The sequence below is a fragment of the Micromonospora aridisoli genome, from assembly GCF_056150025.1.
The window spans coordinates 143,545-169,751 of sequence record NZ_JAXCFK010000001.1; the positions used below are offsets into that span (position 1 = coordinate 143,545).

At 68.8% G+C, this 26,207-nt stretch carries 14 protein-coding genes; 7 read left to right on the plus strand and 7 right to left on the minus strand.

All coding sequences use genetic code 11. The features are described from left to right. Positions 1-80 precede the first annotated feature (80 nt). Positions 81-1,877, plus strand: a complete 1,797-nt coding sequence (locus SM447_RS00635; RefSeq protein ID WP_474570738.1) for a glycoside hydrolase family 15 protein — start codon at positions 81-83, stop codon at positions 1,875-1,877. A gap of 35 nt (positions 1,878-1,912) precedes the next feature. Here the strand turns inward: SM447_RS00635 and SM447_RS00640 are convergent, their stop codons facing one another. Continuing rightward, positions 1,913-3,106 (minus strand): threonine synthase, encoded by a 1,194-nt coding sequence (locus SM447_RS00640; protein ID WP_474570739.1) that lies wholly within the window; start codon positions 3,104-3,106, stop codon positions 1,913-1,915. Positions 3,107-3,122: 16 nt separating this feature from the next. Continuing rightward, a complete protein-coding gene (locus SM447_RS00645; protein WP_474570740.1) occupies positions 3,123-4,169 on the minus strand; it encodes a DNA polymerase ligase N-terminal domain-containing protein in 1,047 nt (348 codons plus the stop codon). A gap of 103 nt (positions 4,170-4,272) precedes the next feature. Between SM447_RS00645 and SM447_RS00650 the strand changes: the two genes are divergently transcribed. Then, entirely contained in the window at positions 4,273-5,061 is a 789-nt protein-coding gene (locus tag SM447_RS00650) for an aldo/keto reductase (protein ID WP_474570741.1), read from the plus strand. Positions 5,062-5,153: 92 nt separating this feature from the next. Here SM447_RS00650 and SM447_RS00655 read toward each other — a convergent pair whose 3' ends face one another. After that, on the minus strand, positions 5,154-5,690 hold the full coding sequence (locus tag SM447_RS00655; RefSeq protein ID WP_474570742.1) for a GNAT family N-acetyltransferase: 537 nt from the start codon (positions 5,688-5,690) through the stop codon (positions 5,154-5,156). Between the two features lie 365 nt (positions 5,691-6,055). Here SM447_RS00655 and SM447_RS00660 point away from each other — a divergent pair, with 365 nt between their 5' ends. The 3 genes from SM447_RS00660 (at position 6,056) to SM447_RS00670 (ending at position 17,165) form a co-directional block, all read left to right on the plus strand. Beyond that, on the plus strand, positions 6,056-9,631 hold the full coding sequence (locus SM447_RS00660; RefSeq protein ID WP_474570743.1) for a LamG domain-containing protein: 3,576 nt from the start codon (positions 6,056-6,058) through the stop codon (positions 9,629-9,631). Positions 9,632-10,125: 494 nt separating this feature from the next. Continuing rightward, positions 10,126-16,668 carry a polymorphic toxin-type HINT domain-containing protein gene (locus tag SM447_RS00665; protein WP_474570744.1) on the plus strand — a complete coding sequence of 2,181 codons (6,543 nt, stop codon included), beginning with the start codon at positions 10,126-10,128 and terminating at the stop codon, positions 16,666-16,668. Then, positions 16,668-17,165, plus strand: coding sequence for a DUF4265 domain-containing protein (locus SM447_RS00670; protein WP_474570745.1), 498 nt, complete (start codon positions 16,668-16,670; stop codon positions 17,163-17,165). Before SM447_RS00665 ends, SM447_RS00670 begins: the two co-directional genes overlap by 1 nt. A 694-nt stretch (positions 17,166-17,859) precedes the next feature. On the opposite strand, the gene SM447_RS00675 is transcribed toward SM447_RS00670, so the two are convergent. Next, the gene (locus tag SM447_RS00675) at positions 17,860-18,993 is read right to left on the minus strand and encodes a glycoside hydrolase family 12 protein (RefSeq protein WP_474570746.1); all 1,134 of its coding nucleotides are present in this window, start codon (positions 18,991-18,993) and stop codon (positions 17,860-17,862) included. A 353-nt stretch (positions 18,994-19,346) separates the two neighbouring features. On the opposite strand from SM447_RS00675, the gene SM447_RS00680 reads away from it, so the two are divergent. Next, the gene (locus SM447_RS00680) at positions 19,347-20,453 is read left to right on the plus strand and encodes an FAD-dependent monooxygenase (RefSeq protein ID WP_474570747.1); all 1,107 of its coding nucleotides are present in this window, start codon (positions 19,347-19,349) and stop codon (positions 20,451-20,453) included. A 117-nt stretch (positions 20,454-20,570) separates the two neighbouring features. Beyond that, complete coding sequence (ctaD, locus tag SM447_RS00685) at positions 20,571-22,328, plus strand: aa3-type cytochrome oxidase subunit I (protein ID WP_474570748.1); 1,758 nt, start codon at positions 20,571-20,573, stop codon at positions 22,326-22,328. Positions 22,329-22,978: 650 nt separating this feature from the next. On the opposite strand, the gene SM447_RS00690 is transcribed toward ctaD, so the two are convergent. The 3 genes from SM447_RS00690 to SM447_RS00700 form a co-directional block, all read right to left on the minus strand. Further along, positions 22,979-24,238 carry an MFS transporter gene (locus SM447_RS00690; protein WP_474571218.1) on the minus strand — a complete coding sequence of 420 codons (1,260 nt, stop codon included), beginning with the start codon at positions 24,236-24,238 and terminating at the stop codon, positions 22,979-22,981. Between the two features lie 71 nt (positions 24,239-24,309). Then, positions 24,310-24,891: an isochorismatase family protein gene (locus SM447_RS00695; protein WP_474570749.1), complete on the minus strand. Its 582-nt coding sequence runs from the start codon at positions 24,889-24,891 to the stop codon at positions 24,310-24,312. 14 nt (positions 24,892-24,905) lie between these two features. Next, on the minus strand, positions 24,906-26,192 hold the full coding sequence (locus SM447_RS00700) for a nicotinate phosphoribosyltransferase (RefSeq protein ID WP_474570750.1): 1,287 nt from the start codon (positions 26,190-26,192) through the stop codon (positions 24,906-24,908). Between the last annotated feature and the right edge of the window lie 15 nt (positions 26,193-26,207).

The window sequence follows — 26,207 nt, forward strand, 5'->3', positions numbered from 1 at the left end:
GTTCGCCGGCCCGGCCCGGCCGGGCCGGCGAACACCACGCGAGGCGTGATGAGCCCCGGAATCCCGGGTACGCCGACCGGATGCAGCAGCCGGCGATCTCCGACTACGGGTACCTCTCCGACTGCCGCTCAGGCGCGTTGGTGAGCCGGACCGGCTCGATCGACTGGTGGTGTCCGCACCGGTTCGACTCACCCTCGGTCTTCGGCCGGCTGCTCGACCCGAACGGCGGTCACTGGCGCATCGCACCTGCCGCCCTGGGACACCCCGGGCACCGGGTGCAGCGCTCGTACCAGCCGGACACGCTGGTGCTGCGTACCGTGCACCACACCGCCGAAGGAAGCGTCGCGGTCACCGACGCCCTCGCCGCCGAGCCGGGTGCCCGCGCCCACGAGTTCGGCATGCGCTCGCCGGCCGTGCTGCTGCGCGTCGTCGAAGGGCTGTCCGGCCGGGTGTCGATGGCACTGGAGTACCGTCCGCGACCGGAGTACGGCCTGCTCACCCCGTACCTGCGCGAACTGGACGACGGCGCGGTGGCGGCCTCGGCCGGTCCGGTCCACCTGGTGCTCCGCTGCGCCGGGCTGCGCCTGCGGGCCGAGCACGACCGGGTGCGGCACACGTTCACCATCGACGAGGGACAGGTGCTCGGCTTCGACCTGGCCTACGCGCCGGCGTACGGCGATCCGCCCGCCCGGCTGGACCCCGTCCCGACGCTGGCCGACACGGTGCGGGCCTGGCAGGCGTTCCGCGAGAGCCACCGGTACGACGGTCGCTATCCCGAGATGGTGCGACACAGCTCCACGGTCCTCACCGGCCTCACCTACGCCCGCAGCGGAGCGGTCGCCGCGGCGGCGACCACCTCGCTGCCGGAACGGTTCGGTGACGACCGCAACTACGACTACCGCTTCTGCTGGCTGCGGGACTTCGCCATGACCATGCGCGCCCTGTGGGTGGCGGCCTGCCCGACCGAGGCGACCCGGCTGTTCGACTGGGCGGCCCGCTCGATCGGCCGGGTCGGCGCCGAGCCGGTGCCCGTGCTGTTCGGGCTGGAGGGGGAGCGGGATGTCTCCGAACACTCCTGCCCCCATCTCGCCGGATACGCCGGCAGCGGACCGGTGCGGGTCGGCAACGACGCCTGGCTACAGCGGCAGCTCGACGTGCCGGGTGAGGTCGTCTCCGCGGTCTGGCGGCTGCACGACTACCTCGGCGACCCGCTTCCCGCCGAGCTGCGCGACATGGTGCTCGGACTCACCGAGCAGGTGGCGTCGACCTGGCGGCTGCCCGACCGGGGCATCTGGGAGCCGCGCGACCGGGAGCGGCACCACCTGTCGTCCAAGGTGCTCTGCTGGGTGGCGATGGACCGCGCGGTGCGGCTGGCGCCGAAGCTGGGGGAGCGGGCGGACGTGCGGCGCTGGACCGGCGTCCGGGACGAGATCCGCGCCACGGTCCTGCGTGACGGGTTCGACGCGCGCCGGGGCGTCTTCACCGGCGCCTTCGGCTTGCCGGGGCTGGACGCCGCTGCTTTGTACCTCCCGGTGGTGGGCTTCCTGCCGGCCACCGACCCGCGGATGCGGGCAACCATCGAGGCGGTCGAGCGGGAACTCGGCGCCGAGGCCGGGCTGATCCGCCGCTGGGACGACGACCCCGCCGGGTTCCTGCTCTGCTCGTTCTGGCTGGTGGAGTGCCTGACTCTGGCCGGCGAGCGAGAGCGCGCCGCCGAGCTGTTCGAGCGGGTCAGCAGGCACGCCAACGACGTGGGGCTGTTCAGCGAACAGGTCGACCCGGCCACCGGGAAACACCTGGGCAACACGCCGCAGGCGTTGTCCCACATCGGGCAGGTCAACGCGGCCTGGCGGCTGACCGAGCCCACTGTCGACTGAAGGCTCCGCGCCCCCTTTTCTGTTGCCGTCACGCCTCAGCGCGGTAGCACCGGTACGCCGGACACGTCGATCGTCTCCGGATACTTGAGGCCCGCTCCGGTGTTGAGCACCACGACGCGTTCGCCCGCACGGATCCACCCGCCGGCCCGCAGCCTGCGCGCGGCCGTCAGGCAGGCGGCCCCCTCGGGGCAGAGCAGCAGGCCCTCCCGGGCGGCGAAGTCCCGCAGGTCGGTCAGGATCTCGGCGTCGTCCACGGCGATCGCGGTGCCGGCGGTGGCGCGCAGCGCGGCGAGGATCAGCTCGTCGCCCAGCGGCGCCGGAACGGTGATGCCGAACGCCACCGTGTGGGCGTTCGCCCACGGTCGCGCCCGATCGTCCCCGGCGGCGAACGCCCGCACGATAGGCGCGCAGCCGGTGGACTGCACCGCCACCAGTCGGGGCAGCTTGTCCTCGACCCAGCCGAGCTCCCGCAACTCGCCGAGGGCCTTGTGGATGCCGATCAGACCCACCCCACCGCCGGTCGGATAGATGATCACGTCGGGCACCTGCCAGCCCAGCTGCTCGACGATCTCGTACCCCATCGTCTTCTTTCCTTCGAGGCGGTACGGCTCGCGCAGCGTACCGGCGTCGAAGACGGTGCCGTCCGAGGACGCGACGAGCGCGGCCACCTGGCGCCCGGCGTCGCCGATCAGCCCGTCGACCAGGCGCAGGTCGGCACCGGCGGCCACGCACTCCCGACGGCAGATGGTCGGTGCGGACAGCGGCATGACGATGGTGACGCCGAGCCCGGCCCGGGTGGCGTAGGTGGCCCACGCGGCGCCCGCGTTGCCGTTGGTCGGCATGGCGATCCGCCGCACGCCCAGCTCACGGGCGCGGCTCACACCCACGGCCGCCCCGCGCGCCTTGAACGAGCCGGTCGGGGTCAGCCCCTCGTCCTTGACCAGCAGTTCGTCGATGCCGATGTCGGCGCCGTACGCGGGCGCGCGCAGCATCGGCGTCCATCCCTCCCCGAGCGTGGTGACGCTCCTCGGGTCGGCCACCGGAAGCAGCTCCCGGTAACGCCAGAGATCGGCCGGGCGCAACCCGAACCGCTCCGGCTCGATCACCCGCGCCACCGCCGCGAGGTCGTAGCGCGCCAGCAGCGGCGACCCACATTCGCACAGGTTCTGCGGTACGCCGGCGTCGTGTTCCCGGCCGCAGCGCGGGCATTCGAGGTGGGTCAGGTACACGCCGCTCCTCGCCGTCTCAGCTCGCGTCCACGCTGCGCCACGCCCGGCTGCGCCGCCCTGGCTCGTAGACCGAGTCCAACCGCTTCGCCACCACCCCGGGCAGCCCCTGTTCGCGGGCCGCCCGCATGGTTTCGGCACCGGCGCCGGGAAACCACGGCGGAGTCTGCCAGTGCGGCCCGGTCAGCGCCAGCGAGTCGAGCAGCTCCCGGCGCTGCGGGTAGGGCAGTTCCAGGCTGCTCACCCCCTCCAACCAGAGCAGGTCGACCAGCAGGTACTGGGCATCGGCGGTGCTGCGCCCACCCCGAGCCGGCCGGACCTGCCCGGACCGGTCGATGCGGACCAGGACGCCGTCCAGCACCGTCTCCGTCGGTGCCAGGGACTCGGCCATCGGCCGCAGCCACGGGTACGTCCCGGTGATCTCCTCACCGGTCTCGGAGAGCAGCCGCAACCGCCCACCGGAGACGTACGCCACCGCCCGTACCCCGTCCCAGCGCAGCTCGTACCCCCAGGCCGCTTGGTCGGTGGGGAGCCGACCGGCCGGTTCGGGACGCATCGGCGCGACCAGGTCGGGCATGGCGGTCCAGCCCGGCGGCGGTGGATCGGTGCGTCGCACCATCCAGTCCCGGCCGTCGCGTCCGCCGGTGGCGAAGAGCACGTACCGCCCGGCGGTCCGCTCACCCCGCAGTTCCACCACGACCTCGCGGTCCTGCCACTTCTCGCAGCGGTAGGTGCCCCGGTCATGGATGAGCATCCGGCCGCCGCCGTACTCGCCGGCCGGGATCTCGCCGGAGAAGTCGAGATACTCCATGGGGTGGTCCTCGGTGTGCACGGCGAGGTGGTTGCGCCCCTGATCGCGGGGCAGCCCGCGGGGCACCGCCCAGGAGACGAGCACCCCGTCGCGCTCCAGCCGCAGATCCCAGTGCAGGCTGCGGGCATGATGCTGTTGGATCACGAATCGGGCGCGGTCGCCGGCCCGGCGTCGTCGGGGACGCTCGGGTGGCACCGGCTCGGGCGTACGCGCGGCGTCCCGCTTGCGCCGGTACTCCTCCAGCCGGTCACCCACATCCCGCATTCTCCGGTAAAACACGCCGACGCGCCCGGCCGGCGTCGGGTCGGGGCGCTCGATCCCGGGCATGTCGACGGCCATCGGGGGTAGAACGGTCGGTATGAACCACGCTGACCACCCCACCGCAGTTCTCCCCGGTGACGTCCGAATTCCCCTGCTCGGTTTCGGCACCTGGCAGGCGACCGGCGAAGAGGGCTACAAGGCCGTGCTCGCCGCGCTCGACGCCGGCTACCGGCACATCGACACCGCCACCATGTACGGCAACGAGGAGGAGGTCGGCCGGGCGATCCGCGAGAGTGGGCTGCGCCGGGAGGACGTCTTCATCACCACCAAGCTCCCACCCGAGCGGGTCGGGCGGGAGCGGGAGACGATCGAGGAGAGCCTGCGCGCGCTCGGCGTCGATTACGTCGACCTGTGGCTGGTGCACTGGCCGCCGCGTGATCCGGGTGACCTGATCCCGGTCTGGCGGGAGATGCTCGCCGCCCGGGACGCGAACCTGGCTCGCGCGGTCGGGGTCAGCAACTTCAGTACCGCCCAGATCGACGAGCTGATCCAGGCGACCGAGGAGAATCCGGCGGTCAACCAGATCAAGTGGAGCCCCCGGCTCTACGACCGGAAGCGGCACGCCGAGCACCGGGACCGCGGGGTGGTGCTGGAGGGCTACAGCCCGTTCAAGACCAGTGACCTGTCGGACCCGGTGCTGACCCGGATCGCCGGTGCGCACAACGTCTCGCCCGCCCAGGTGGTGCTGCGTTGGCACCTCGACCACGAGATCGTGGCGATCCCCAAGTCGGTGACGCCGGAGCGGATCCGGGCCAACGCGGACATCTTCGGATTCTCGCTGACCGCCGAGGAGATCCGCGACATCGACGCCCTCGGCGGCTCCTGAGCCGGCACCGGCCGCGACTTGCGGCGATTCGGCCGCTCCCGACGTCGGGGAGGACCCGAGTCGCCGCAGGTCGGTTGGGCCATGGGCCCTCGTCAGCCGGCGGCCGGCGGTGCCGGGTCGGTGTGCGCCCAGCGGCGCAGGGCATAGCGGCGGCCCTTGTCCTCGACGAACACTGGCTCGTCGCCAGTCGGCCGGAAGCCGCCCGACCGGGCCACGGCCACGCTGCCGACGTTGTCCGGCTCGATCTCCAGGTAGACCGTGGACAGGCCGACCACCGTGTGGGCGTACCCGGTCATCAGCCGTAGGGCGCGGACGGCCAGTCCTTGACCGCGGTAGGCGGGCCCGATCGCGTAGCCGATGGTGCCGGCGGCCACGTTGAGCATCACCTCGCCCCGAGCCAGGTCGTCGCCGCCGGTCACGGCGAGACAGATCCGGTGACCGGTCTGCTGGGCCCTCCAGGCGGTGGCCAGGTACGCCTCGGCGGCGGCCAGGTCGAACGGTGCGGTCACCGGCAGGCGGTACGCCATCTCGGCGTGGTCGAAGATCGCCACCAGCTGCGGCACGTCGGATTCGGACCAGGGCCGCAGAACGACGCCGTCACCTTCCAGCCGTACGTCCGCGCTCAGCATCCGACCCCCCGTCGTCGAGGCTCCAGTCTCCGAGCTAGGGGCGGCCAGAGCAACCCGCCGGGAGCCCGGACGGCGGGGCCGACCATGGCTGTCACTCACCGACGACAGCCGTGTTTCGTAGAGCAATCAGCGGTAGTACGCAACCCCCTGAACGATTGGTTGACGAGCATGAGGGGCCCTCATATGTTGTCGCTGATCTTCTATATTGACCACGGGGGAATTGCATGCTCATCGACCGATGGCGCCTGCCCAAAGTCGCCTCTCCGGGTGCCGATGCGTCGTTCTCGGCAGTGGGCCCATCGTCATCGCCAGCCCCGGGTCCGGGTCAACTTCGGGCCGGGCTCGCGGCGGTCTTGGCGGCGGCGGTGGCAGCGTCCACGCTGTTGGTGCTGACCACCAGCGCCACGCCCGCACCGGCCGCCGCGCCGTCGTGCGACGGGACTGAGAGCTCCGAACAGAAGGCGATCGCGGCGGCGGTCTCGTGCGATCAACCGGTCGTGGTCGAGTCCACGCTCAGCGAGTACGCGCAGGTTGTGGCACAGCCTGATGGTCGCCTGCGGTTCGAGTCGGCGGTGGAGCCGCAACGGACGCGCCGCGCCGACGGCTCGTGGGTCGACGTGGACCTGACTCTTCGGCTCGGTGTCGACGGTCTGCTCCGTCCGGCGGCGTCGGTAGCAGATGTGGCCTTCTCGAACGGTGGTGACAAGCCGCTGGTGGAACTGCGCCGCAGCGGCCAGTCGATGGGCCTCTCCTGGCCCGATCGCCTGCCGACGCCGACCGTCTCAGGTGACTCGGCGACGTATGCGGAGGTCTTCCCCGACGCGGATCTGGTGGTCCGGGCGACCAGGACCGGCTTCACGCACGTCGTGGTCCTCAAGTCCCGTAGTGCCGCGATGAACCCGGCGGCCCGCGCCATCACCCTCCGGCGCAGCGGTGACGCGCAGATCAGTGAACTTCCCGACGGCGCGCTGCAGGCGACGATCGGCAAGGCCACCTTCGCGCGTGCCCAGCCGGCCGTCATGTGGGACTCGTCCACGCCGTCGGACGCGACGGGTGCAGCGCAGAGAGCCTGGATCGCGCGCTCGGACGCGGTCGCGGCGGGCGATGGCGCCCGTACCGCCCGGGTGGAGACCGAGGTGACTCACGACGGGCATCTGCGGTTGCTGCCAGACGCGCAGTTGCTCGACTCCGGTGAGGCGACGTTCCCGATCTTCGTCGATCCCGCCTGGGACGTGACCCGGTCGAAGTGGGCGTACGGGACCAGCAACAACTGCACCAACACCGACTACTCGGTGGCCCGGGTGGGTCTGAGCCCCGAGGGCCCCTGCTCCGGCGTCCGCTTCCGCTCCTACTTCGAGTTTCCCACCACCAACGGCAAGGTGTCGTTGAAGAAGAAGTACATCTACGACGCCTATGTCCAGATGACGCTGTACCACTCATGGTCCTGCGGTAACACCGCCGCGAACATGTACCTGACCCCGGTGATCAACGCGACGATGAAGGCCTCCTACTCGTCCATGACGTTGAAGACGCACCTGGCATCGGCATCGGGGCATGCGAACAAGGGCAGCGGTTGCTCCGACTCCCCGCAGCCGGACATGGTGATGAACTTCGACACGAACGCGGTCAGGTCACAGGTGCAGACCGCTGCGGACAACAGTGCGAACTCGATCACCTTCGGTTTCAGTGCCCGAGACTCCGACGGCAGCGACGAGGGTACTGAGAACCGCTGGAAGAAGTTCACCCCAGGCAAGGCGAAGCTGGTCGTCGACTATGACTCGTACCCGGGCAAGCCGAACGGCTTGCAGGTTTCCGGTGTCGCCTGTCTGGCCTCCGGGGCGATCTCCATCGGTACCTTGACCCCGACCTTCTCCGCCGTCTACCCGGACGCGGACTCAGGCCAGACGCTCACCGGCACCTACGAATGGATCGAGGTCCCGGCCAGCGGTATGGGTGGAGTCACCGACACCTCGCCGACCCGTCGGACCCCACCCAACCGTCCCACTGCCAAGGCCGATGGCCGAGCCACCACGACGCAGGTGAGCGTCGTCAAGGACAAGACGTACGCCTACCGAGTCCGTACCACCGACCCGACACCTTACAGTCGGACCAGCGACTGGAGCGCCTGGTGTCAGTTCAAGGTCGACACCACGCGACCGCCAGTGTCGGTCTCGGTCGTGACGCCGGCCGCCGGCCCGGGGCAACCCGTCACCTTCCGGATCACGTCGTCGCACAGTGATGTCACCCAGTTCCGTTACGGCTGGACCGGTCCGACCACCACCATCGCGGCCAGCGGTAGCCCGAAGAGCGCGACCGTCACCCTGACCGTGCCGAAGTACGGCCAGAACACCCTCTTCGTCTCGGCGATCGACACCACGCTCAACGAGGGTTCCGGCAGCCACGACATCATCGTCGGCCGTCCCTCGCCTCCCACCGCACGCTGGGGTCTGGAGACCTATCCGGGTGAGAGTCAGGCACAGGCGCTAGAGGACAAGCAGAAGGCACTCAACGGCGACACTCCGTTGACCGTCACCAATGTGACGTGGTCGGATCCGGGTCGCCTGGTGGCGGGACGTACTGCGACGTTCAACGGCACCTCGTCGCGTGCGGTGGCATCGGCGCAGGCCCTCGACACGTCCGGGTCGTTCAGCGTCGCGGCCTGGCTGAAGCCTGACCCCTACAGTGGATGTGCGAACCTGTCGGCGATCTCCGCCGACGGTCCAAGCTCCAGCGCTCTCATCCTCGAGTACGACTGCTGGGCCAACAGATTCCGGATGCGGGTAGCGGACCGTGACGCCGGGACACTTATCGACGCCGCGTCGAGTACTCCGGCCGCGGTGCGGCAGTGGACGCACGTGGCCGGGGTGTGGGACGAGGTCGATCAGAAGCTCAAGCTCTACGTCGGCGGCGTGCTCACGTCCTCCGTCACGCCGTCGAGTGCCTGGCTGACCAGCCGAGGCGGTGGCTATTCGGCGAACAACGTGGTGGTGGGACGTAGCCGTTGGTCCGGTGCTGACCAGGGGTTCTTCAAGGGGGAAATTGCCGACGTTCAGGTCTTCAACCGGGTTCTGCTCGACCAGGACTTCACCGGGACGCTTCAGGACGATCCCTACTCAGGCGGGGTGGACGAGCCGGGTTTCCTGACCCCGATCCTGGTGGGCCGGTGGGACTTCGGCGTCGCGCGGCCGTGCTACCTGCAGGACCTGCCCGACACCTGCGACGCCATGGACGGCACCGGCTTCGACCGTTGGCTGGCGCTGCGACGGGGTGCCGAGATCGGTTCCGGCAACCGCGACAACGGCCTGCACCTCGACGGCTACTACTTCCCGGAGGAGAACCCGGAGCCCTGGGAGAGCACTCGGGAATGGGGAAAGACGGCGTACAAGAACGGCGTCACCGTTGACGGCGACGGCAACGAACGGACCGCCTGGGTCGACACCCCCGTGTTGCGTACCGACCAGTCGTTCAGCGTGTCGGTCTGGGTCAACCTGGACCGGACCGACGTGACTCAGATGATCGTGCTGCAGGACGGTGCGATCACGGGCGGTTTCTACCTCTACTACAGCACCGACGGTGGCGTGTGGCGGTTCAAGGTGCTCAACAGCGCCACCACACCCGACGACGGCAGCGGCGCCAACTTTGCGAACGCCCCCGCACCGGACGCGACGGACAGCTGGCACCACCTGGTTGCGGTGCTGGATGTCGGTCGTCGGCAGATGCGGCTCTATGCGGACGGCGACCTTCACCGGACCACCACCCTCGCCGCAGGTTGGCAGCCGTGGCAGGCGAACGGGTCGCTGGCCGTGGGCCGCAACTTCGATGACAGATGGAACCCGTTGTACGGCGCCATCGACGACCTCAGTGTCTACCAGGGCGCGATGACCGATGCCCAGGTGCGATCCCTCTACGAGGCCGAGGCCGTCGAGGGTGAGGAATTGTGATCCGTCTCCGGCCAGCTTGACGCCCGCGGCTCCGGGCCGCAGTCCTTCTCGACCTTCACCCACCTCGTACGCCACATGCCCGCCGAGCGCTGGAGGCATTCGTGTCATATTCGTCCGATCCGGAACTTTCGTCGTCGCCTGCCGTAGCACGGCGGCGGGCCTGGCGGCGTAGGCTCACCACCACCTCGCGAGCGATGGTCGCCATAGTCATGGCGGTAACTCTGCTCAACGGTCTGCCAGCCCGGCAGGCCGTTGCGGAGCCGAAGCGACTGGCTCCACACACGGACGAGATCGATCAGCATGGCCGGCAGGTGCAGCCGAAGGCATGGCCGTACCGGCCGCAGCAGCAGGTTCCCGCCCCTACTCCGACCTGGCCGAGGCCAGGCCGGAACCGCGCTGTGCTCACCGCCCCTGAGACGCGAACGGCTGACCTCAGGCGGGCTGGCGACTCGCCGATCTTCATCGGTCACCCGTCCAGCACGAGGAACCAGTCGTTGTCCCAGGTCGACGTCACGGTGCTGGACCGCGCCAACCTGCCGCACGACTGGCGTGACGGCCTGGTAGTCCGGCTGGACACCCCCGTCACTGCCGCCACGGCTGCTGTCTCCGTGGACTACTCGGGATTCCGATGGGCGTACGGCGGCGACTGGGCATCCCGGCTCCGGCTCTGGCAGTTGCCCGAATGCGCGCTGACCACGCCGGAGAAGTCCGGATGTTCGGCCCGACCGCTCGACTCGGCCAACGATGCCACGTCGGCTCGGGTGTCGGCGGACGTCAAGATCCTGCCCGGCGCAGAGTCCGCGCGTCACGGACGACTGGCGGACGACGGGGCGGTACCGGCGGACTTGGGTGGCACCCTGGTCGCTCTGGCGGCCGGCTCCGCAGGCTCCGCTGGCGATTTCGGTGCCACCAGCCTCTCCCCGTCCGCGACCTGGACGGCCGGGGGCAACTCCGGCGGCTTCTCCTGGTCTTACGGCCTGCGGGTGCCACCGGGAATCGCCGGCCCCACGCCACCGATGTCGCTCGACTACTCGTCGTCGAGCGTCGATGGCCGCTCGGAGGTCACCAACAACCAGCCCTCCTGGCTGGGCGAGGGCTTCGACTACTGGCCGGGTTACATCGAGCGGCAGTACGTCTCGTGTAGCGAGGACATGAAGGACGGCAACAATTCACTGCGTACCGGTGACCAGTGCTGGCGCACGGACAACGCCGTCATCAACCTCAACGGCCAGGGCGATGAGCTGATTTTCGACAAGACGAAGGGCTGGCACAGCCGCAACGACGACGGCTCGAAGATCGAAAAGCTGATCGGCGCGCAGAACGGCGACGGGGGCGACCCCGACGACACCGGTGAGTACTGGCGCGTGACGACCTCCGACGGCACTCAGTACTACTTCGGAATGCACAGTCCGCCGGGGCACACGGCCAGCACCAACTCGACCTGGACGGTGCCGGTCGTGGGCAACCACAGCACCGAACCCTGTCGCAAGTCGGGAGGGTTTCTCGCCTCGTTCTGCGACCAGGCCTGGCGATGGAACCTGGACTATGTCGTCGACGCGCGGGGCAACACCGTGTCGTACTGGTACGCGAAGGAGACCAACAAGTACGCCCGTAACAACGAGGATGCCGACACTCGGTCCTACGATCGGGGTGGCTACCTGACCCGGATCGACTACGGCACCTGGGACCGAGGCGCCGCCGATCGGTCGATCGCAGCAAAAGCCCAGGTGCAGTTCGAGGTGGCGGATCGCTGTGTCACCACCTCGTGTGGTACGCGCAATGCCACCAACTGGCCCGACACCCCGTGGGACCAGGAGTGCACTGGTTCCACCTGCGCCGGCAAGTACGCGCCGACCTTCTGGACCACCAAGCGGCTAGCGAAGATCACAACACGGGTGTGGGACACCACCAAGAGCACCCCGGCATGGCAGCCGGTGGACTCCTGGACCTTCAGCCACTCCTTCCCGCCGCCGGGCGATGGCTCTGACCACGCCGGCCTCTGGCTCGACAAGATCGTTCACGCCGGCCACGTCGGCGGTACCAAGACCATGCCGGCGGTCACGTTCACTCCGGTATCGCTGCCCAACCGGGTTCGCACCATGAACAACACCGCGAACAACTGGCAGCGGATCGATTACATCATCACCGAGGCCGGTGCCCAGATCGACCTGGAGTGGGACGACAAGCAGTGCACCGCGGCGAACGTTCCCGCAGAGGAACACAACAACGCCATGCGGTGCTACCCGGTGAAGGTGCTTGACCCCGACGACCCCAAGCGTGAGCGGTTGACCACCGAGTGGTGGCACAAACACCGAGTCAAGTCGATCTCCGAATCCGACCTGCCGACCGATCCGACCGGGCACCAGGCGCCGCCGGTGTTCACCTACTTCGACTATGTCGGCTCTCCTGCCTGGCGGTACGCCGACGACGACGGGCTGGTCAAAGCCGAGCGCAAGACGTGGAGCCAGTTCCGTGGTTGGGCGCAGGTCAACACCCGGGTCGGGCAGGTCGGTGCCGGTCAGACCCTGACCGCGACCAAGTTCCTTCGTGGTCTGCACGGCGATCGTCTGGCCCCGTCGGGCGGGACTCGTACCGTCACCGTGCCAGCCTCCCTAGGCTCCGAGACGGTGTACGACGAGGACCAGTTCGCCGGGATGGTACGGGAGGAGGTGGTGTACAACGGCGTCGAGTCGAAGCCGGTGTCCAAGACCGTCAATGTCCCATGGCGGTCACCGGCCACCGCGACCCGCACCGTCAACAACGTGTCAGTGACCGCACGGTTCACCAAGACGCGGGTGTCTTACGCCGCGACCGCCCTGGGAGTCGACGGGGCTCGCGGCTGGCGCACGACCCGCAGCGAGTCCTGGTTCTCCGACACCTACGGCACGCTGGAGCGTACGCAGAACGACGGCGACATCGCCGAGACCGGCGACGAGAAGTGCACCGTCCATCACTACAACCGCAACACCGACAAGAATCTCCTGCTGCTGGTCAAGCAGACCACCACCACGGCACTGCCGTGCGGGACCAGCCCGACCCAGCCGGAGCACATCGTCTCCGACACCCGCACCTACTACGACGGTAAGAGCAGCCTCGATGCCCTCCCCGAACGCGGGGAGCCCACGCGCACGGACGCCCTGAGCGACTGGTCCGCCTCAGGCGGCACCGTCTGGCATACCGTGGGCCGGACCACCTACGACGTATTCGGCCGGGTCGACAGCACCACAGATGTGCGGGGCAACACCACTCAAACGACCTACACGCCAGCCACCGGTGGACTGGCCACCGCGGTCACGACTAAGGGTCCGGCACCGTACAACTGGACGACGACCAACCAACTCGCACCCTACTGGGGCGCTATCACGAAGACCACGGACCAGAACAACGGCACCAGCGAGACGGCGTACGACCCGCTTGGTCGCGTCTGGCGGGAGTGGAAGCTCGGTTGGTCGCGGGTCGGCCGTGAGGACACCCCTTCGGCGGAGTACAGCTATGAGCTGGCACCGAACCGGAACTCCTATCCATATGTGGTGACGAAGGTACTGAACGCCGCTGGCAGGTACGTCACCTCGTACCACATCGCGGATTCGCTGCTGCGCCCCCGGCAGACGCAGACGCCAGGGGTCGGTGGAGAAAGGGTCGTCACCGACACGCTGTACGACGCGTGGGGACGCGTCTCGGCGACCTATCAGCCCCATCTCGAGCCGGGCAGCCCTTCCGGGACGCTGTGGTGGGAGCCGGAATGGTCGGTACCGGCGGTGGGCCGGACCGTCTACGACCGGGCGGACCGCGCCATCGCCGGGATTTTCCTTTCCGGGTACGGCGAGGACAACCTGGTCGAGCGCTGGCGAACCACCACCTCCTACGAGGGCGACCTGGTGAAGGTGACGCCGCCGAAGGGCAACACGCCGACCACCACGGTCAGTGATGCCCTCGGTCGAGTGAGGGAACTGCGCAAGCACACCACTGCGGTCGGCGTGAACGGCGACTACGTGTCGACCTGGTACACCTACGACGGCAAGGGCCAACTGACGAAGTTCGCCGATGCCGACGGCAACGAATGGACCTACAAGTACGACGTCAAGGGCCGTCAGTACGAGGCAAACGACCCGGACAACGGTAGGAGCACCAGCGGCTACAACTCGTACGACGAGTTGGTGACCACCACTGATGCGGCGGGCAACACGCTCTGGCGCGGGTACGACAGCCTGGGTCGACAGACCGAACTGCGCGACGGCTCGGAGACCGGCCAGTTGCAGGCCCGATGGCGCTACGACAGTCTCTACACCGGCTCGACGGTGCGGGCCAAGGGGCAGCTCGCCGAGGTGTTCCGTTACCGCTACGAACCTGCTGGGTCGACGCAGATCTACCGGTGGCAGGTCGGCGGGTTCAATGAGCGTTACCAGCCGACGAACGTCAACTACGTCATTCCCGCCATCGAGGGAACCTCCCTGGCCGGAACCTGGTCATACGGTTACGGCTACTCGCCGTATGACGGTAGTCCCACGAGCATGAGCTACCCGTCGGGCGGCGGACTGCTCGCCGAAACGGTGACCACCTCGTACGACGAGACGACCGGCCTGCCGAAGGACCTCAAGACCACGAACGCCGCGGGCATGTATGTGGCCGGTCAGCAGTACACCGCCTACGGTGAGCCGACCATCACGACGCGCAAGACCGCGGGCGGGGTCTACGTCGAGGACAGCACTTACTACGACCCGCACACCCGCCAGGTCACCCACACGTCGATCCGGCCGGAGACGGCGGCCGGCACCGTCTCGGACCGGCACTTCTCCTACAACGATGCCGGTGGCATCACCGCCATCAAGGACACCCCGCAGGTCGGCCAGGGCGACCAGCAGTGTTTCCGGCCTGACCGGCTGCAACGGCTCGCGACCGCCTGGACGCCCAAGACCGGCGTTGGCTGCGACACCGACCCGAGCGCGGCGAATCTCGGTGGTCCGGCGCCCTACTGGCTGCAGTGGGAGATCGACAACGTCGGGAACCGGACGAAGGAGATCTCCACCACCGCCTCCGGTCAGGTGACCACCCGGGAGTACGGGTTGCCGACCGGCGGCCCCGGAGTGGTACGCCCACACGCGGTCACCAAGGTGACCACGACGGTTGCGGGGCAGCCCCCGGTGGTCAACAACTACGCGTACGACGCCGCCGGCAACATGATCTGCCGACCGGCCGGTGCGACCACCAACACCTGCCCGACCGGCAGCGGCTCCCAGCGGCTGGACTGGGACGCTGAGGGGCGTCTCGCCTCGGTGGCCGCAGCGGGTAGCACGGTGGAAACCAACGTCTACCACGCCGACGGCGACCGTTGGGTGCGGCGGGATGCCACCGGCACCACCCTCTACCTGCCAGGGCAGGAGATTCGGCGGGACAACAACTCGGCCGTCACCGGCACGCGCTACTACAGCTTCGCCGGCCAGGTCTGCGCGATGCGAACGCCGAGCGGGCTGACCTGGCTCTACGTCGATCACCAAGGCACCCAGCACACCGCGATCGATGCTGCCTCCCAGACGGTGACGACGCGACGGCAGTTGCCGTACGGCGGACCGCGGGGGACGAGCGGCGTTCCGTGGATGAACGGGAAGGGTTTCGTCGGCGGCGACAACAACCCCAGCGGCATGGTCCTCATCGGCGCGCGCCATTACGACGCGGCCTTGGGCCGGTTCGTCTCGGTCGACCCGCTGATGAACCTGACGTCGCCGCAGAGCTGGAACGGCTACGCGTACGCACACAACAGCCCGGTGAGCCTCAGCGACCCGAGCGGCCTGTACGTCTTCGAGGATCCTGACGGTGGTGGCAAGCGGTACCCGACGCCCAAGGAAGGGGCGAAGGAGGCGAAGGAAAAGAGGAAGCAGCGCCAGGAGCAGCAGGGCCGGGTCCGGCAGAAGCTTGACCCCGACACTGGCCTGGTGCGGCCCGACCCCCCGCCGTTCGCCTTCTACGTGACGAGCTACTACTGCGGCTACGGATCCATGCCAGGTGGCTGTCACATCAACTCGCGCTCGAACGAGGACATCGCCAGGGCCTTCGCGACGTACGTCTGCGCCTACTACGACGACTGCGCTGCCGAGGAGGCATACCAGTACGAGAAGGGCAAGACGTACCACGAGATCATGAGCAACGTGCCGGTCCTCGGGGTGCCGTCATCCCTCTTGCTGGCACACGACGCGTACAAGAACGGCGACTACCTCGGAGCCACGCTCGAGGTCGTCGGACTTCTTCCCGCCGGCCGGGCCGGGAAGTACGGCCGCTACGCGAAGGACTGTTTCAACAGTTTCCTACCCGGCACCTTGGTGCTGATGGCCGATGGCACGACCAAGCCCATCGAGGATGTCCGGGTTGGTGACGAGGTGATCGCCACTGATCCGGAGACCGGCGAATCCGGCCCGCGCACCGTGACTGCGGAGATCAAGGGATCCGGCGACAAGATCCTCGTGCGGGTGGTGCTGGACATCGACGGAGCATCCGGCGACGCCACCGCCACGGTCATCGCCACCGACAACCACCCCTTCTGGGAAGACAGCCAGCGCAAGTGGATCGGTGCCGTGGACCTGCGCGCCGGGCAGGTGGTGCGGACGCCGGACGGCAGTCGCGTCCGAGTCATCGACATCGTCGCGTACGGCGAGCAAGCCACCGTCTACAACCTCACCGTCGACGACATCCACACGTACTATGTGGTAGCCGGCAACACGCCGGTCCTCGTACACAACTGCAACCGGGCGGGATTGGACTTCACTGACGCTGAACGCGCGAAGGTCTACGAGGCGAACCTCGAAGCCAACGGCGGCGTCCTCAAGTGCGAGTACTGCGGACGCGATGTGGTCCGTCGGCCATCGCAGAGTGGGGTACCGGGCAGGCCGGATGATGCGCAGATTGACCATGTTGAACCGCGTGCGACTGGTGGACACGGAGGTGCGCATAATGGTGCCGTTTCCTGCCGACGCTGCAATCGGGACAAGAGTACTAAGCCCTTGGAAGTATGGGACGGCGAACTCCGTGACCTTTTGGACGACTAATGACCGATAACCCTGCTTCCAGCGAGCGCTTGTTCCAAGTAGTCTTCGACCTTCCAGAGGAGAGTCCAACGTGGCCGCCCGTCAGCTGCGAGCGACTGTGGGCCGCGAAGACGCAGGTCAAGCTGAACCTGGCTCTGCGCAATGTGCCCTTCTACTGTCGAGGAGTTGCATACGGAGACGTTGTCCTCGTCCGCCCTGACAACGACCGGCGGGAGATTGTATTTGAAAGGCTCTTGTCGGAATCGGGGCACTCGACAGTGCAGATTCTCGTCAAATCACCCGAGCATCGCGCTGACCTGGAGCGACTCCTGTCTGGTTTTGGTGCATCGTGGGAGACGGCAAATGGTGAGACCTATTACGCCGTCGATATCAAGCCCGAAACGGACTATGCTGCGCTTCGGTCGAAACTAATAGAAGCTAAGGAGCGTGAGGGGATCGGATTGCGAGAGTCGGCCATCTCTGAGCGCCACCGCGCTCAGCTTCATTCGTTCCCGTAGCCGTTCTTGCGACCGGTGGCTACCCGTTTTCGAATGCGCTGCCTCTGGCCGTGTCCGTGACTGAGGTGAATGCGGAGCGTGGCAGTAGTCCGTGCAGGTCCGTGGTGGTCAGCCCGCGTTGCCGTCACGGTTGCCGTCAAGAAGCATCAGACAATGCAAATGCGTCGATGGCTTAACCTCGAGGTAGCGGAACGTCACCGTAGCCGTCAACACCGATAGATATCGATGCGGCAGGTTGGTGCCTCGCGCGAAAGGCCAGGTGAAACGTCGTGAAAACGTAATTCACACTGCGTGACGGGCTGAAAATCCCACACGTACTATGTGCTCGCCGGCGAAACCCCGGTCCTTGTACACAACTGCGGTGAGGGCATTTATCAAGCTGGTGGGAAGCATGGCCCCACGGCAAGGAATTCTTCGCGGGGAGTAAATAGTCCTGAGCCGAGGAATGGTCAGGGCGCGTTCGACAATTCGATCGAGTGGACACCTGAGGGGCCCGGTCAGGCTCCGCGGAGGATCGGTGTTTCGGATGGAGAGATTGTGATTCTGGACCGAACCCGGCAAGTGCCCTGCGGTTGCAGTCGCGACTTCTCGGCTGAGTGATGCACGTAGGGTTCGGGGCTGCGCGGGTTCGGCCGCAACGTACGGCGACCTGTGACGGGGGTGCGGCCAACGCCGCACCCCCGTCACACGCTGGTCAGGAGCGGGAGCAGGCGGTGCCGTTGAGGGAGAAGCTGGTCGGGTTGGAGTACGACCCGCTCAGCGTGCCCTGGTAGCCGAAGCTGGCCGTGCCGCGTGGGGCGATCGTGCCGTTGTGGCTGACGTTGCGGGCGGTCACCGTGGAGCCGCTCTGGCTCACCGTGGCGTTCCAGGCGTTGGTCACCTGCTGCCCGGACGGCAGCGAGTAGGTAAGCGTCCAGCCGTTGATCGTGCTCGACCCGTTGTTGGTGATCTGCACGTCGGCGGTGAAGCCGTTGTTCCACGAGTTGGCGGTGTACTTCACCGCGCAGGAGGCGCCACCCGAGGGCGGGGGAGTGGTGGGCGGCGGGCTGCTGGGCGGCGGGTTGTTACCGCCGCCGTTGACCGCGGCCGAGAAGTTGGTCACGGCCAGGCCCACACCGCCCTGCCAGGGCTCGAAGCCGGCCTGGATGCTGGTCAGGTACCAGGAGTTGGTGATTCCGCCCCGGTTGCGCACGTCGTTGATGAAGGCCAGCAGGTTGAGGTTGGCGCTGCTGATCGACGACGGTGCGAGGTACGACACGACGTTGTTGGAGCCGTTGCTGCCCCGCCAGACGTCCCAGGTGCGTCCGTCGATGGTGGCGGTGCCGACCGAGGAACCGATCGGCTGGATCGGGCCCTGGCGGTGGAACCAGATCATGATCTCCATCTGGTTCACCCCGTCCCGCTTGGGTGACGGGTCGAGCCAGATGTCGTACGAGGCGTTGTACGTGCCGCTGCTGACGTACCGGTAGTTGATGCTGGTGGTCGCGCTGCTGATCTGGCTGACCTGGATCGGCAGGTTGGTGCCGGGGGAGCAGTTGGTGTAGTGGCAGCCGAGGAAGATCGACGGGTACGCCGTGGGGGCGCCGTTGGTCGGGCTGCTGCCGTTCTGGGTGGTGATCTCGAACCCGTTGTTGGTGACGTTGATGCACTGCTGGGCGGTGGTGCCCCAGCGGTTGTTCTGCACCACGTACCGGTTCTGGATCACGGTGGAGCCGTACTGCTCGCAGATCTGGGTGTCGGCGGAGGCGGAGCCGCCGAGGGCCACGGCGGCGACCGAGCTGGCGGCTACCAGCCCGACGGCCATGATGGCCCGCAGGGTACGTCTCATGATGCTCCTTGCGCTGCGGCGCCACGCGGACGCCGGGACGGATGCGGACGGAGCGGTCGGAGCGCGCTCCGAGGGGGTTCCGGGAGCGCTCCCATGCTCATCGTCACATTTACATCCTTGAAACAAAGGGCGCAACTGGCGAGGGTGAATGGCACCAAATATGACGTGTGTCACTCACGCCCCCATCGGGCGACCGGAGGGCGCCGGCCGGTCGAGGGCCGGCACCGACGGGTGGATGCGGTGCTGCCAAGGGGTGTCGGGGCTGGGCCGGTTGCCTCTGGTGTGTGCCGATTGCACCGAGTAGTCTCTTGCCTTCAACGCGTGCCGAACCCCCTCCGGAGGCGTACACCCCCATGCGTGGCTCCCCCCTGCGCATCCTCGTCGTCGGCGCGGGCATCGCCGGGCTGGCCGTGGCCCGTGCGCTGCGCCTGGCGGGCTTCCGGCCGGACCTGACCGACAAGGCGCCGCCGGGTGATCTCACCGACGCCGGCCTCTACCTCCCCGGCAACGCGGCCCGCGCGTTGCGCCGGCTCGACCTCGACGGCCCGGTCCGCCCGTACGGGCAGGTCATCCACCGGCAACGGTTCCTCGACTCGGCCGGCGCGCCGCTGTGCGAGGTCGATCTCGACGCGCTCTGGGCCGGCGTCGGCGAGTGCCGTGCGATGGCCCGCTCCGACCTGCACCGGGTGCTGCTCAGCGGCGCCGGTGGCGCGGTACGGCACGGTGCCGAGGTGCGCGCCATCGAGCTGCTGCCGACCACCGTCGGGGTCACCTTCGTCGACGGTGCCCGGACCGAGTACGACCTGGTGATCGGTGCCGACGGGCCGCGTTCCTCGATCCGGGCGTTGGCCGCGCTCGGTGGTCCGCCCCGCCCCGCCGGCCAGGTGGTCTACCGCGGCGTCGTACGCGACGGGCCGGCCGTCGACGAGTGGACCGCCCTGCTCGGGCAGCGCTGCGGCTTCCTCATGGTCCCGATCGGCGCCGGCCGGCTGCACTGTTACGCCGACGAGGCCGGCACGGATCTGCCGGTCGACCCGTTGGCCCGGCTCCGCGAGCTGTTCGGTGACTACGGCGGGCCGGTGCCGGAGGTGCTCGACGCGCTCGACGGCGTGCACGCCACGATCACCGACGAGGTCGAGCTCGGGCGCTGGTACCGAGGTCGGGTGCTGCTGGTCGGCGACGCCGCCCACGCCACCGCGCCGACCCTGTCGCAGGGGGCGGCGATGGCCCTGGAGGACGCGGTGGTGCTGGCCGAGTCGCTGCACGCGGCGGGCAGCGTCGAGGCGGCGCTGACCGCGTACGAGAGTCGCCGCCGCCCGCGTACCCGCTGGGTGCAGGACCGGACCCGGGACCGCAACCGCACCCGCGACGTGCCGCCAGCGCTGCGCGATCCGCTGCTGCGCGGACGCGGCGACCGCATCTTCGGGGAGCACTACCGGCTGCTCCTCGGCCCCCTGTGATCCACCTGCGGCGACCCCACGCGGCGCTGTCACCTGCCGGGGACTATCCTCCTTGCGGATGACGGCCCGCCGAGACAGCGCGTGCCGAGCGGGACAACCCAGAACCGGAGGCCACTCGTGACCACCGTCGCACCCAAGCCGGTCGTGACCCGGCCCTGGCCGGTCCGGGAGCCGGTCAAGGGGTCGGCCATCGCGCGGCTGCTGCGGACCACGGACGCGAAGCAAATCGGGATCATGTACATGGTCACCGCGTTCGTGTTCTTCATGATCGGTGGTCTGATGGCCCTGATCATGCGGGCCGAGCTGGCCCGGCCCGGGCTGCAGTTCCTGTCGCCCGAGCAGTACAACCAGCTGTTCACGATGCACGGCACGATCATGCTGCTGTTCTTCGCGACGCCCATCGTGTTCGCGTTCGGCAACTACGTCGTGCCCATCCAGATCGGTGCTCCCGACGTCTCCTTCCCGCGTCTGAACAGCTTCGCCTACTGGCTGTACCTGTTCGGCGGCACCATGGCCACCGCCGGCTTCCTGACCCCGGGCGGCGCCGCCGACTTCGGCTGGACCGCGTACACCCCGTTGAGCACCACCGAGCACGCCCCGGGCGTCGGCGCCAACATGTGGGTCGTCGGTCTGGCCATCTCCGGTCTGGGCACCATCCTCGGCGCGGTCAACCTGATCACCACGATCCTGACCCTCCGCGCCCCGGGCATGACCATGTTCCGGATGCCGATCTTCACCTGGAACATGCTGGTCACGAGCCTCCTGGTGATCCTGGTCTTCCCGCTGCTGGCCGCCGCCCTGTTCGCCCTTGCCGCCGACCGGCTGCTCGGTGCCCACGTGTACAGCCCCGAGACCGGCGGGCCGATGCTGTGGCAGCACCTGTTCTGGTTCTTCGGTCACCCCGAGGTCTACATCATCGCGCTGCCGTTCTTCGGCATCATCAGCGAGATCATCCCGGTCTTCTCCCGCAAGCCGATCTTCGGCTACAAGGGCCTGGTCGCCGCCACCATCGCCATCGCCGGCCTGTCGATGAGCGTGTGGGCGCACCATATGTTCGCCACCGGCCAGGTACTGCTGCCGTTCTTCAGCTTCCTGAGCTACCTCATCGCGGTGCCCACCGGCATGAAGTTCTTCAACTGGATCGGCACCATGTGGCGGGGGCAGATCAGCTTCGAGTCACCGATGCTGTTCTCCATCGGCTTCCTGGTCACCTTCCTCTTCGGTGGCCTGACCGGCGTGCTGCTGGCCGCCCCGCCGCTGGACTTCCACCTGCACGACTCGTACTTCGTGGTGGCGCACTTCCACTACGTGCTCTTCGGCACGATCGTCTTCGCGGTCTTCGCCGGGATCTACTTCTGGTTCCCGAAGATGTTCGGCCGGATGCTCGACGAACGGCTCGCCAAGGTCCACTTCTGGCTGACCATGATCGGCTTCCACACCACGTTCCTCATCCAGCACTGGTTGGGCAACGAGGGCATGCCCCGGCGGTACGCCGACTACCTGCCCGGTGACGGCTTCACCACGCTGAACATGATCTCCACGATCGGCGCGTTCATCACCGGCATCTCGACGCTGCCGTTCCTCTACAACTGCTGGAAGTCCTACAAGGCCGGCCCGGTGGTCGAGGTCGACGACCCGTGGGGCCACGGCAACTCCCTGGAGTGGGCGACCAGCTCGCCGCCGCCGCTGCGTAACTTCGACCGGATGCCGCGTATCCGCTCCGAGCGGCCGGCCTTCGACCACAAGTTCCCCGAGCTGGCCGCCGGACAGACCCTGGCCGGTCCGCCCGAGGGCGGCTCCAAGCCGCTGACCAGTGAGTCCGACGGTGGCGCCACCTACACCGAGGACACCTCCGGCAACCTCGACCGCGGCTGACCACGACGCGAAACGGGACGGGCGCCACCCCCTGACGGGGATGGCGCCCGTCCCGTTTCCCGCTGCGGACTCCGTCGCCGCCGGCTGTCCGGCCACCCGCGCGGCCCGCGCCGACCCGCGCGGCCCGCGCCGACCCGCCCGGCCCGCGCCGACCCGCCCGGCCCGCGCCGACCCGCGCCGACCCGCGCCGACCCGCCCGACCCGCGCCGAGCCGATCCCGCCCGGTCCTGTCTGCTCACGCGGCCCGGGCCGCTTTCTTGCGCGGTTCTATGCCCCGTGTCGGCTACCCTCCGTGTCAACTTTGCCCGATTCGGTTAATCACTATGCGTGAGCGTGCCGGCCCCACCGTCTAGTTGCCTGTGTGCGTCCTTTGCTCTGCTTCAACGGACGCAATGACCTCTGAGCTGTGGTCTTGCTGCGGTGTCCTCGAAGCATGATGCCTGGGTTCGGTGCGCAGCGTGACCGTTGCGTGGGTTGAAGCAGAGCAAAGGAGGCAAGGAGGAAGGTTGGTGCTCCGGCGAAAAGTTACTGAACGTGATGGCGAGGCTGAGCCGGAGCCGGAGCCGGAGTCGGAGTCGGAGCCGGAGCTAGGGCTGGGGCGGCGGGGGCTGGTTCTGGTCGGAGAACGGGGGAGGGCGACGGGCCGTCGGTCAAGGTCGGGTGGGGGTGAGAGTCGTTGTGCTCTCTGCGGCGGCGTCCCCGTTGGCGCTGTCGTCGGCGTTGCTGCGGGCGGTTGCGGCGAGGTCGGCGCGGCGGTGGCGTAGCTCGATCGGCAACACCGCCAGCGCCACCAGGGCACCGATCGCTCCGGTGACCGCGAAACCCCACAGCGGTGCCGAGGCGTCGATGACCGCGCCGGCCAGCGGAGCGCCCACCGCGATGCCGACGGTGACCGCCGAGCCGTGCAGGCCCATCGCCTCGCCGCGGACCTCGGCCGGGGCGAGGCGGCTGACGGTGTCGGAGGTGGCCGCGATGGTCGGCGCGCAGAGCGCGCCCGCCGGGATCAACGCCAGGCAGAGCAGCCACCAGTGTGAGCCGCCCAGGCCGACGGGGATGGTGCACAGGCTCAACACGCCCATCAGCGCCACCGGGGAGAACGAGCGGCGGATCGCGCCGTAGGCGAACCCGCCCACCAGCGACGCCACCGCCCAGACGGAGAGCACCGCGCCGGTGAAACCGACGTCGCCGTTCTCCCGAAGCACCGCGATGACCGCCACGTCGGTGCCGCCGAGAACCAGGGTGGCCGCCGCGCTGACCGCGAACACGGCAACCAGCCGCGAGGTGAGCCACTGCCGCCGGGCGATCCGCGGCTGCGGCCCGGTCGCGGCCTCGGACGCGCTGCGTACCGGCGGGTCGAGCAGCCACAGCACCACACCGGCGGCGACGATGCCGGCACCGACCAGGTAGAGGGTGAGGCGGGCGGAGATGGTGGTGACACCCACCGTGGCCAGGGCAGGGCCGATCATGAACGACAGCTCGACCGACATGGAGTCCAGCGCGTACGCCGGACGACGTTGCGGCGGCGGCACCAGGGCGGCGATGGACTGCCGGATCACCGAGAAGATCGGCAGCGCCAGCAGGCCGGCCAGGAACGCGGCCGGCAGCAGCAGGGAGTACGACAGCATCGGTGCGGCGGACCAGAAGACGGCCTCGGCCACGGCGGTGAGAACCAGCACGGGACGCAGGCCGCGGCGGTCCACCAGACGGCCGAGCAGTGGACCGCCGACCGCCGCGCCGACGGTGATCGCGGCACCGACCAGCCCGGCCGCGCCGTAGCCGCGTCCGAGGTCCTGCACGACGTAGAACGTCAGCGTGACGCCGGTCGCGGTCAGCGGAACCCGCGCCAGCACCGCCACGAGCAGCAGTGACCGCAGGCCGGGTAGGGCGAGCGCCTCCCGGTAAGGCTTCATGTTCACGTCGGTCCGTACCTCCGCCGGACATCCTTGACGGGCGGTACGACAGCTGCCAACGAATTACCGGCTCATGCGGCTCTGATCACAGGCGACCCGAGCATGGTGATCCCGGCTCCGTCGAAGGCACGCAGCGCCACATCGGTGGTGTCCGGCGCGACGGCAGCCGTCAGGTCCAGCAGCACGGTGGTGGCGAAGCCCTCCCGGGCGGCGTCCAGCGCGGTGGCCCGGACGCAGTGGTCGGTGGCGATGCCGACCACGTCGACCCGCGCCACGCCGCGGCTCCGCAGCCAGTCGGCCAGGCCCTCGCCGTCCTCGGCGTGCCCCTCGAACCCGGAGTAGGCGGCAGCGTACTCGCCCTTGTGAAAGATCGCCTCGATCCGGTCGGTGGCCAGCTCGGGGTGGAACTCGGAGCCGGGGGTGCCGACGACGCAGTGCCGGGGCCAGGTGCTCACGTAGTCCGGCGAGTCGGCGAAGTGCGTGCCCGGGTCGATGTGGTAGTCCTTCGTCGCCACGACGTGATCCCAACGGTCCGGCTCGGTGGCCAGCAGCCGGGAGATGCCGGCCGCGACGCCGGCCCCGCCGGCCACGGCCAGCGAGCCACCTTCACAGAAGTCCTTCTGCACGTCCACGATGATCAGCGCGCTGCTCACCGGTTCCACTCCTCTCACTCGGCGGGTACGACGGTGACCGGGATGGCAGGGTCGCCCGCGGAGAGCTTGAGCCCCTCCCACGGGATCGAGATCAGGCACTGCCGCAGGTGCTCCCGCGACTCGTCGAGGGGCGGCAGGACCACCGGCTCGCCGTCGACGACGTACGACCGTTGCAGCAGCCGGTCGTTGGCGCGGTGGTCCGGCACCCCCTGCGGCACGACGACCTCCTCGATGGCGGTGCCGGTCGGCTTGTGCCGGCGGACGGCGACCTTGCGACCGCCGATGGTGGCCTTCTGCTCGGATCGCTTGACCACCGGGCGGCCCTCGACCTCGACCAGCTTGTAGACCAGTCCGGCGGTGGGCGCGCCGGAGCCGGTCACCACGGCGGTCCCGGCGCCGTACATGTCCACCGGCTCGGCGGCCAGCGCGGCGATGGCGTACTCGTCGAGGTCGCCGGAGACGATGATCTTGGTTTCGGTGGCGCCGAGGGAGTCCAGCAACTGCCGGGACTGCTGGGCGATCACGGCCAGGTCGCCGGAGTCGATCCGGACCGCCCGCAGCTCCGGGCCGGCCACCTCGATCGCAGTACGGATGCCCTGGCTGATGTCGTACGTGTCGACCAGCAGCGTGGTCTCCTTGCCCAGCGTGGCGACCTGCGAGGCGAACGCCGCCCGCTCGTCGTCGTGCAGCAGGGTGAAGGCGTGCGCGGCGGTGCCGGCGGTGGGAATGCCGTACCGCTGGCCGGCGGCCAGGTTGGAGGTGAACCGGAAACCGGCCAGGTAGGCCGCCCGGGCCGCCGCGACCGCCGCCTCCTCGTGTGCCCGCCGTGACCCCATCTCGATCAGTGCCCGGCCACGGGCGGCGGTGACCATCCGCGCTGCGGCGGCGGCCACCGCGCAGTCGTGGTTGAGCACCGAGAGCACCAACGTCTCCAGCACCACGCATTCGGCGAAGCTGCCGGAGACGGTCAGGATCGGCGAGCCGGGGAAGAAGAGCTCACCCTCGGCGTACCCGTCGACGTCGCCGGTGAACCGGTAGCGGGACAGCCACTCGGCGCCCGGCTCGTCGACCACCCCGGCGCGGCGCAGGAACTCGATGTCGGCCGGGTCGAACCGGAACTCGCGGATCAGGTCGATCAGGCGTGCGGTGCCGGCGACCACACCGTACCGGCGTCCGGTGGGCAGTCGACGGCTGAACACCTCGAACACGCAGCGCCGGTCGGCCGTGCCGTCCCGTAGGGCGGCACTGACCATGGTCAGCTCGTAGTGGTCGGTCAGCAGCGCGGGACGAAGGGTGTGCACTCCCACAGACTAGGG

Coding starts and splice junctions, on each gene's coding strand:
- SM447_RS00635 (WP_474570738.1), top strand. CDS start 81: ATGCAGCAGCCGGCGATCTCCGACTACGGGTACCTCTCCGACTGCCGC.
- SM447_RS00650 (WP_474570741.1), top strand. CDS start 4,273: ATGAACCACGCTGACCACCCCACCGCAGTTCTCCCCGGTGACGTCCGA.
- SM447_RS00655 (WP_474570742.1), bottom strand. CDS start 5,690: ATGCTGAGCGCGGACGTACGGCTGGAAGGTGACGGCGTCGTTCTGCGG.
- SM447_RS00670 (WP_474570745.1), top strand. CDS start 16,668: ATGACCGATAACCCTGCTTCCAGCGAGCGCTTGTTCCAAGTAGTCTTC.
- SM447_RS00675 (WP_474570746.1), bottom strand. CDS start 18,993: ATGAGACGTACCCTGCGGGCCATCATGGCCGTCGGGCTGGTAGCCGCC.
- SM447_RS00680 (WP_474570747.1), top strand. CDS start 19,347: ATGCGTGGCTCCCCCCTGCGCATCCTCGTCGTCGGCGCGGGCATCGCC.
- SM447_RS00690 (WP_474571218.1), bottom strand. CDS start 24,238: ATGAAGCCTTACCGGGAGGCGCTCGCCCTACCCGGCCTGCGGTCACTG.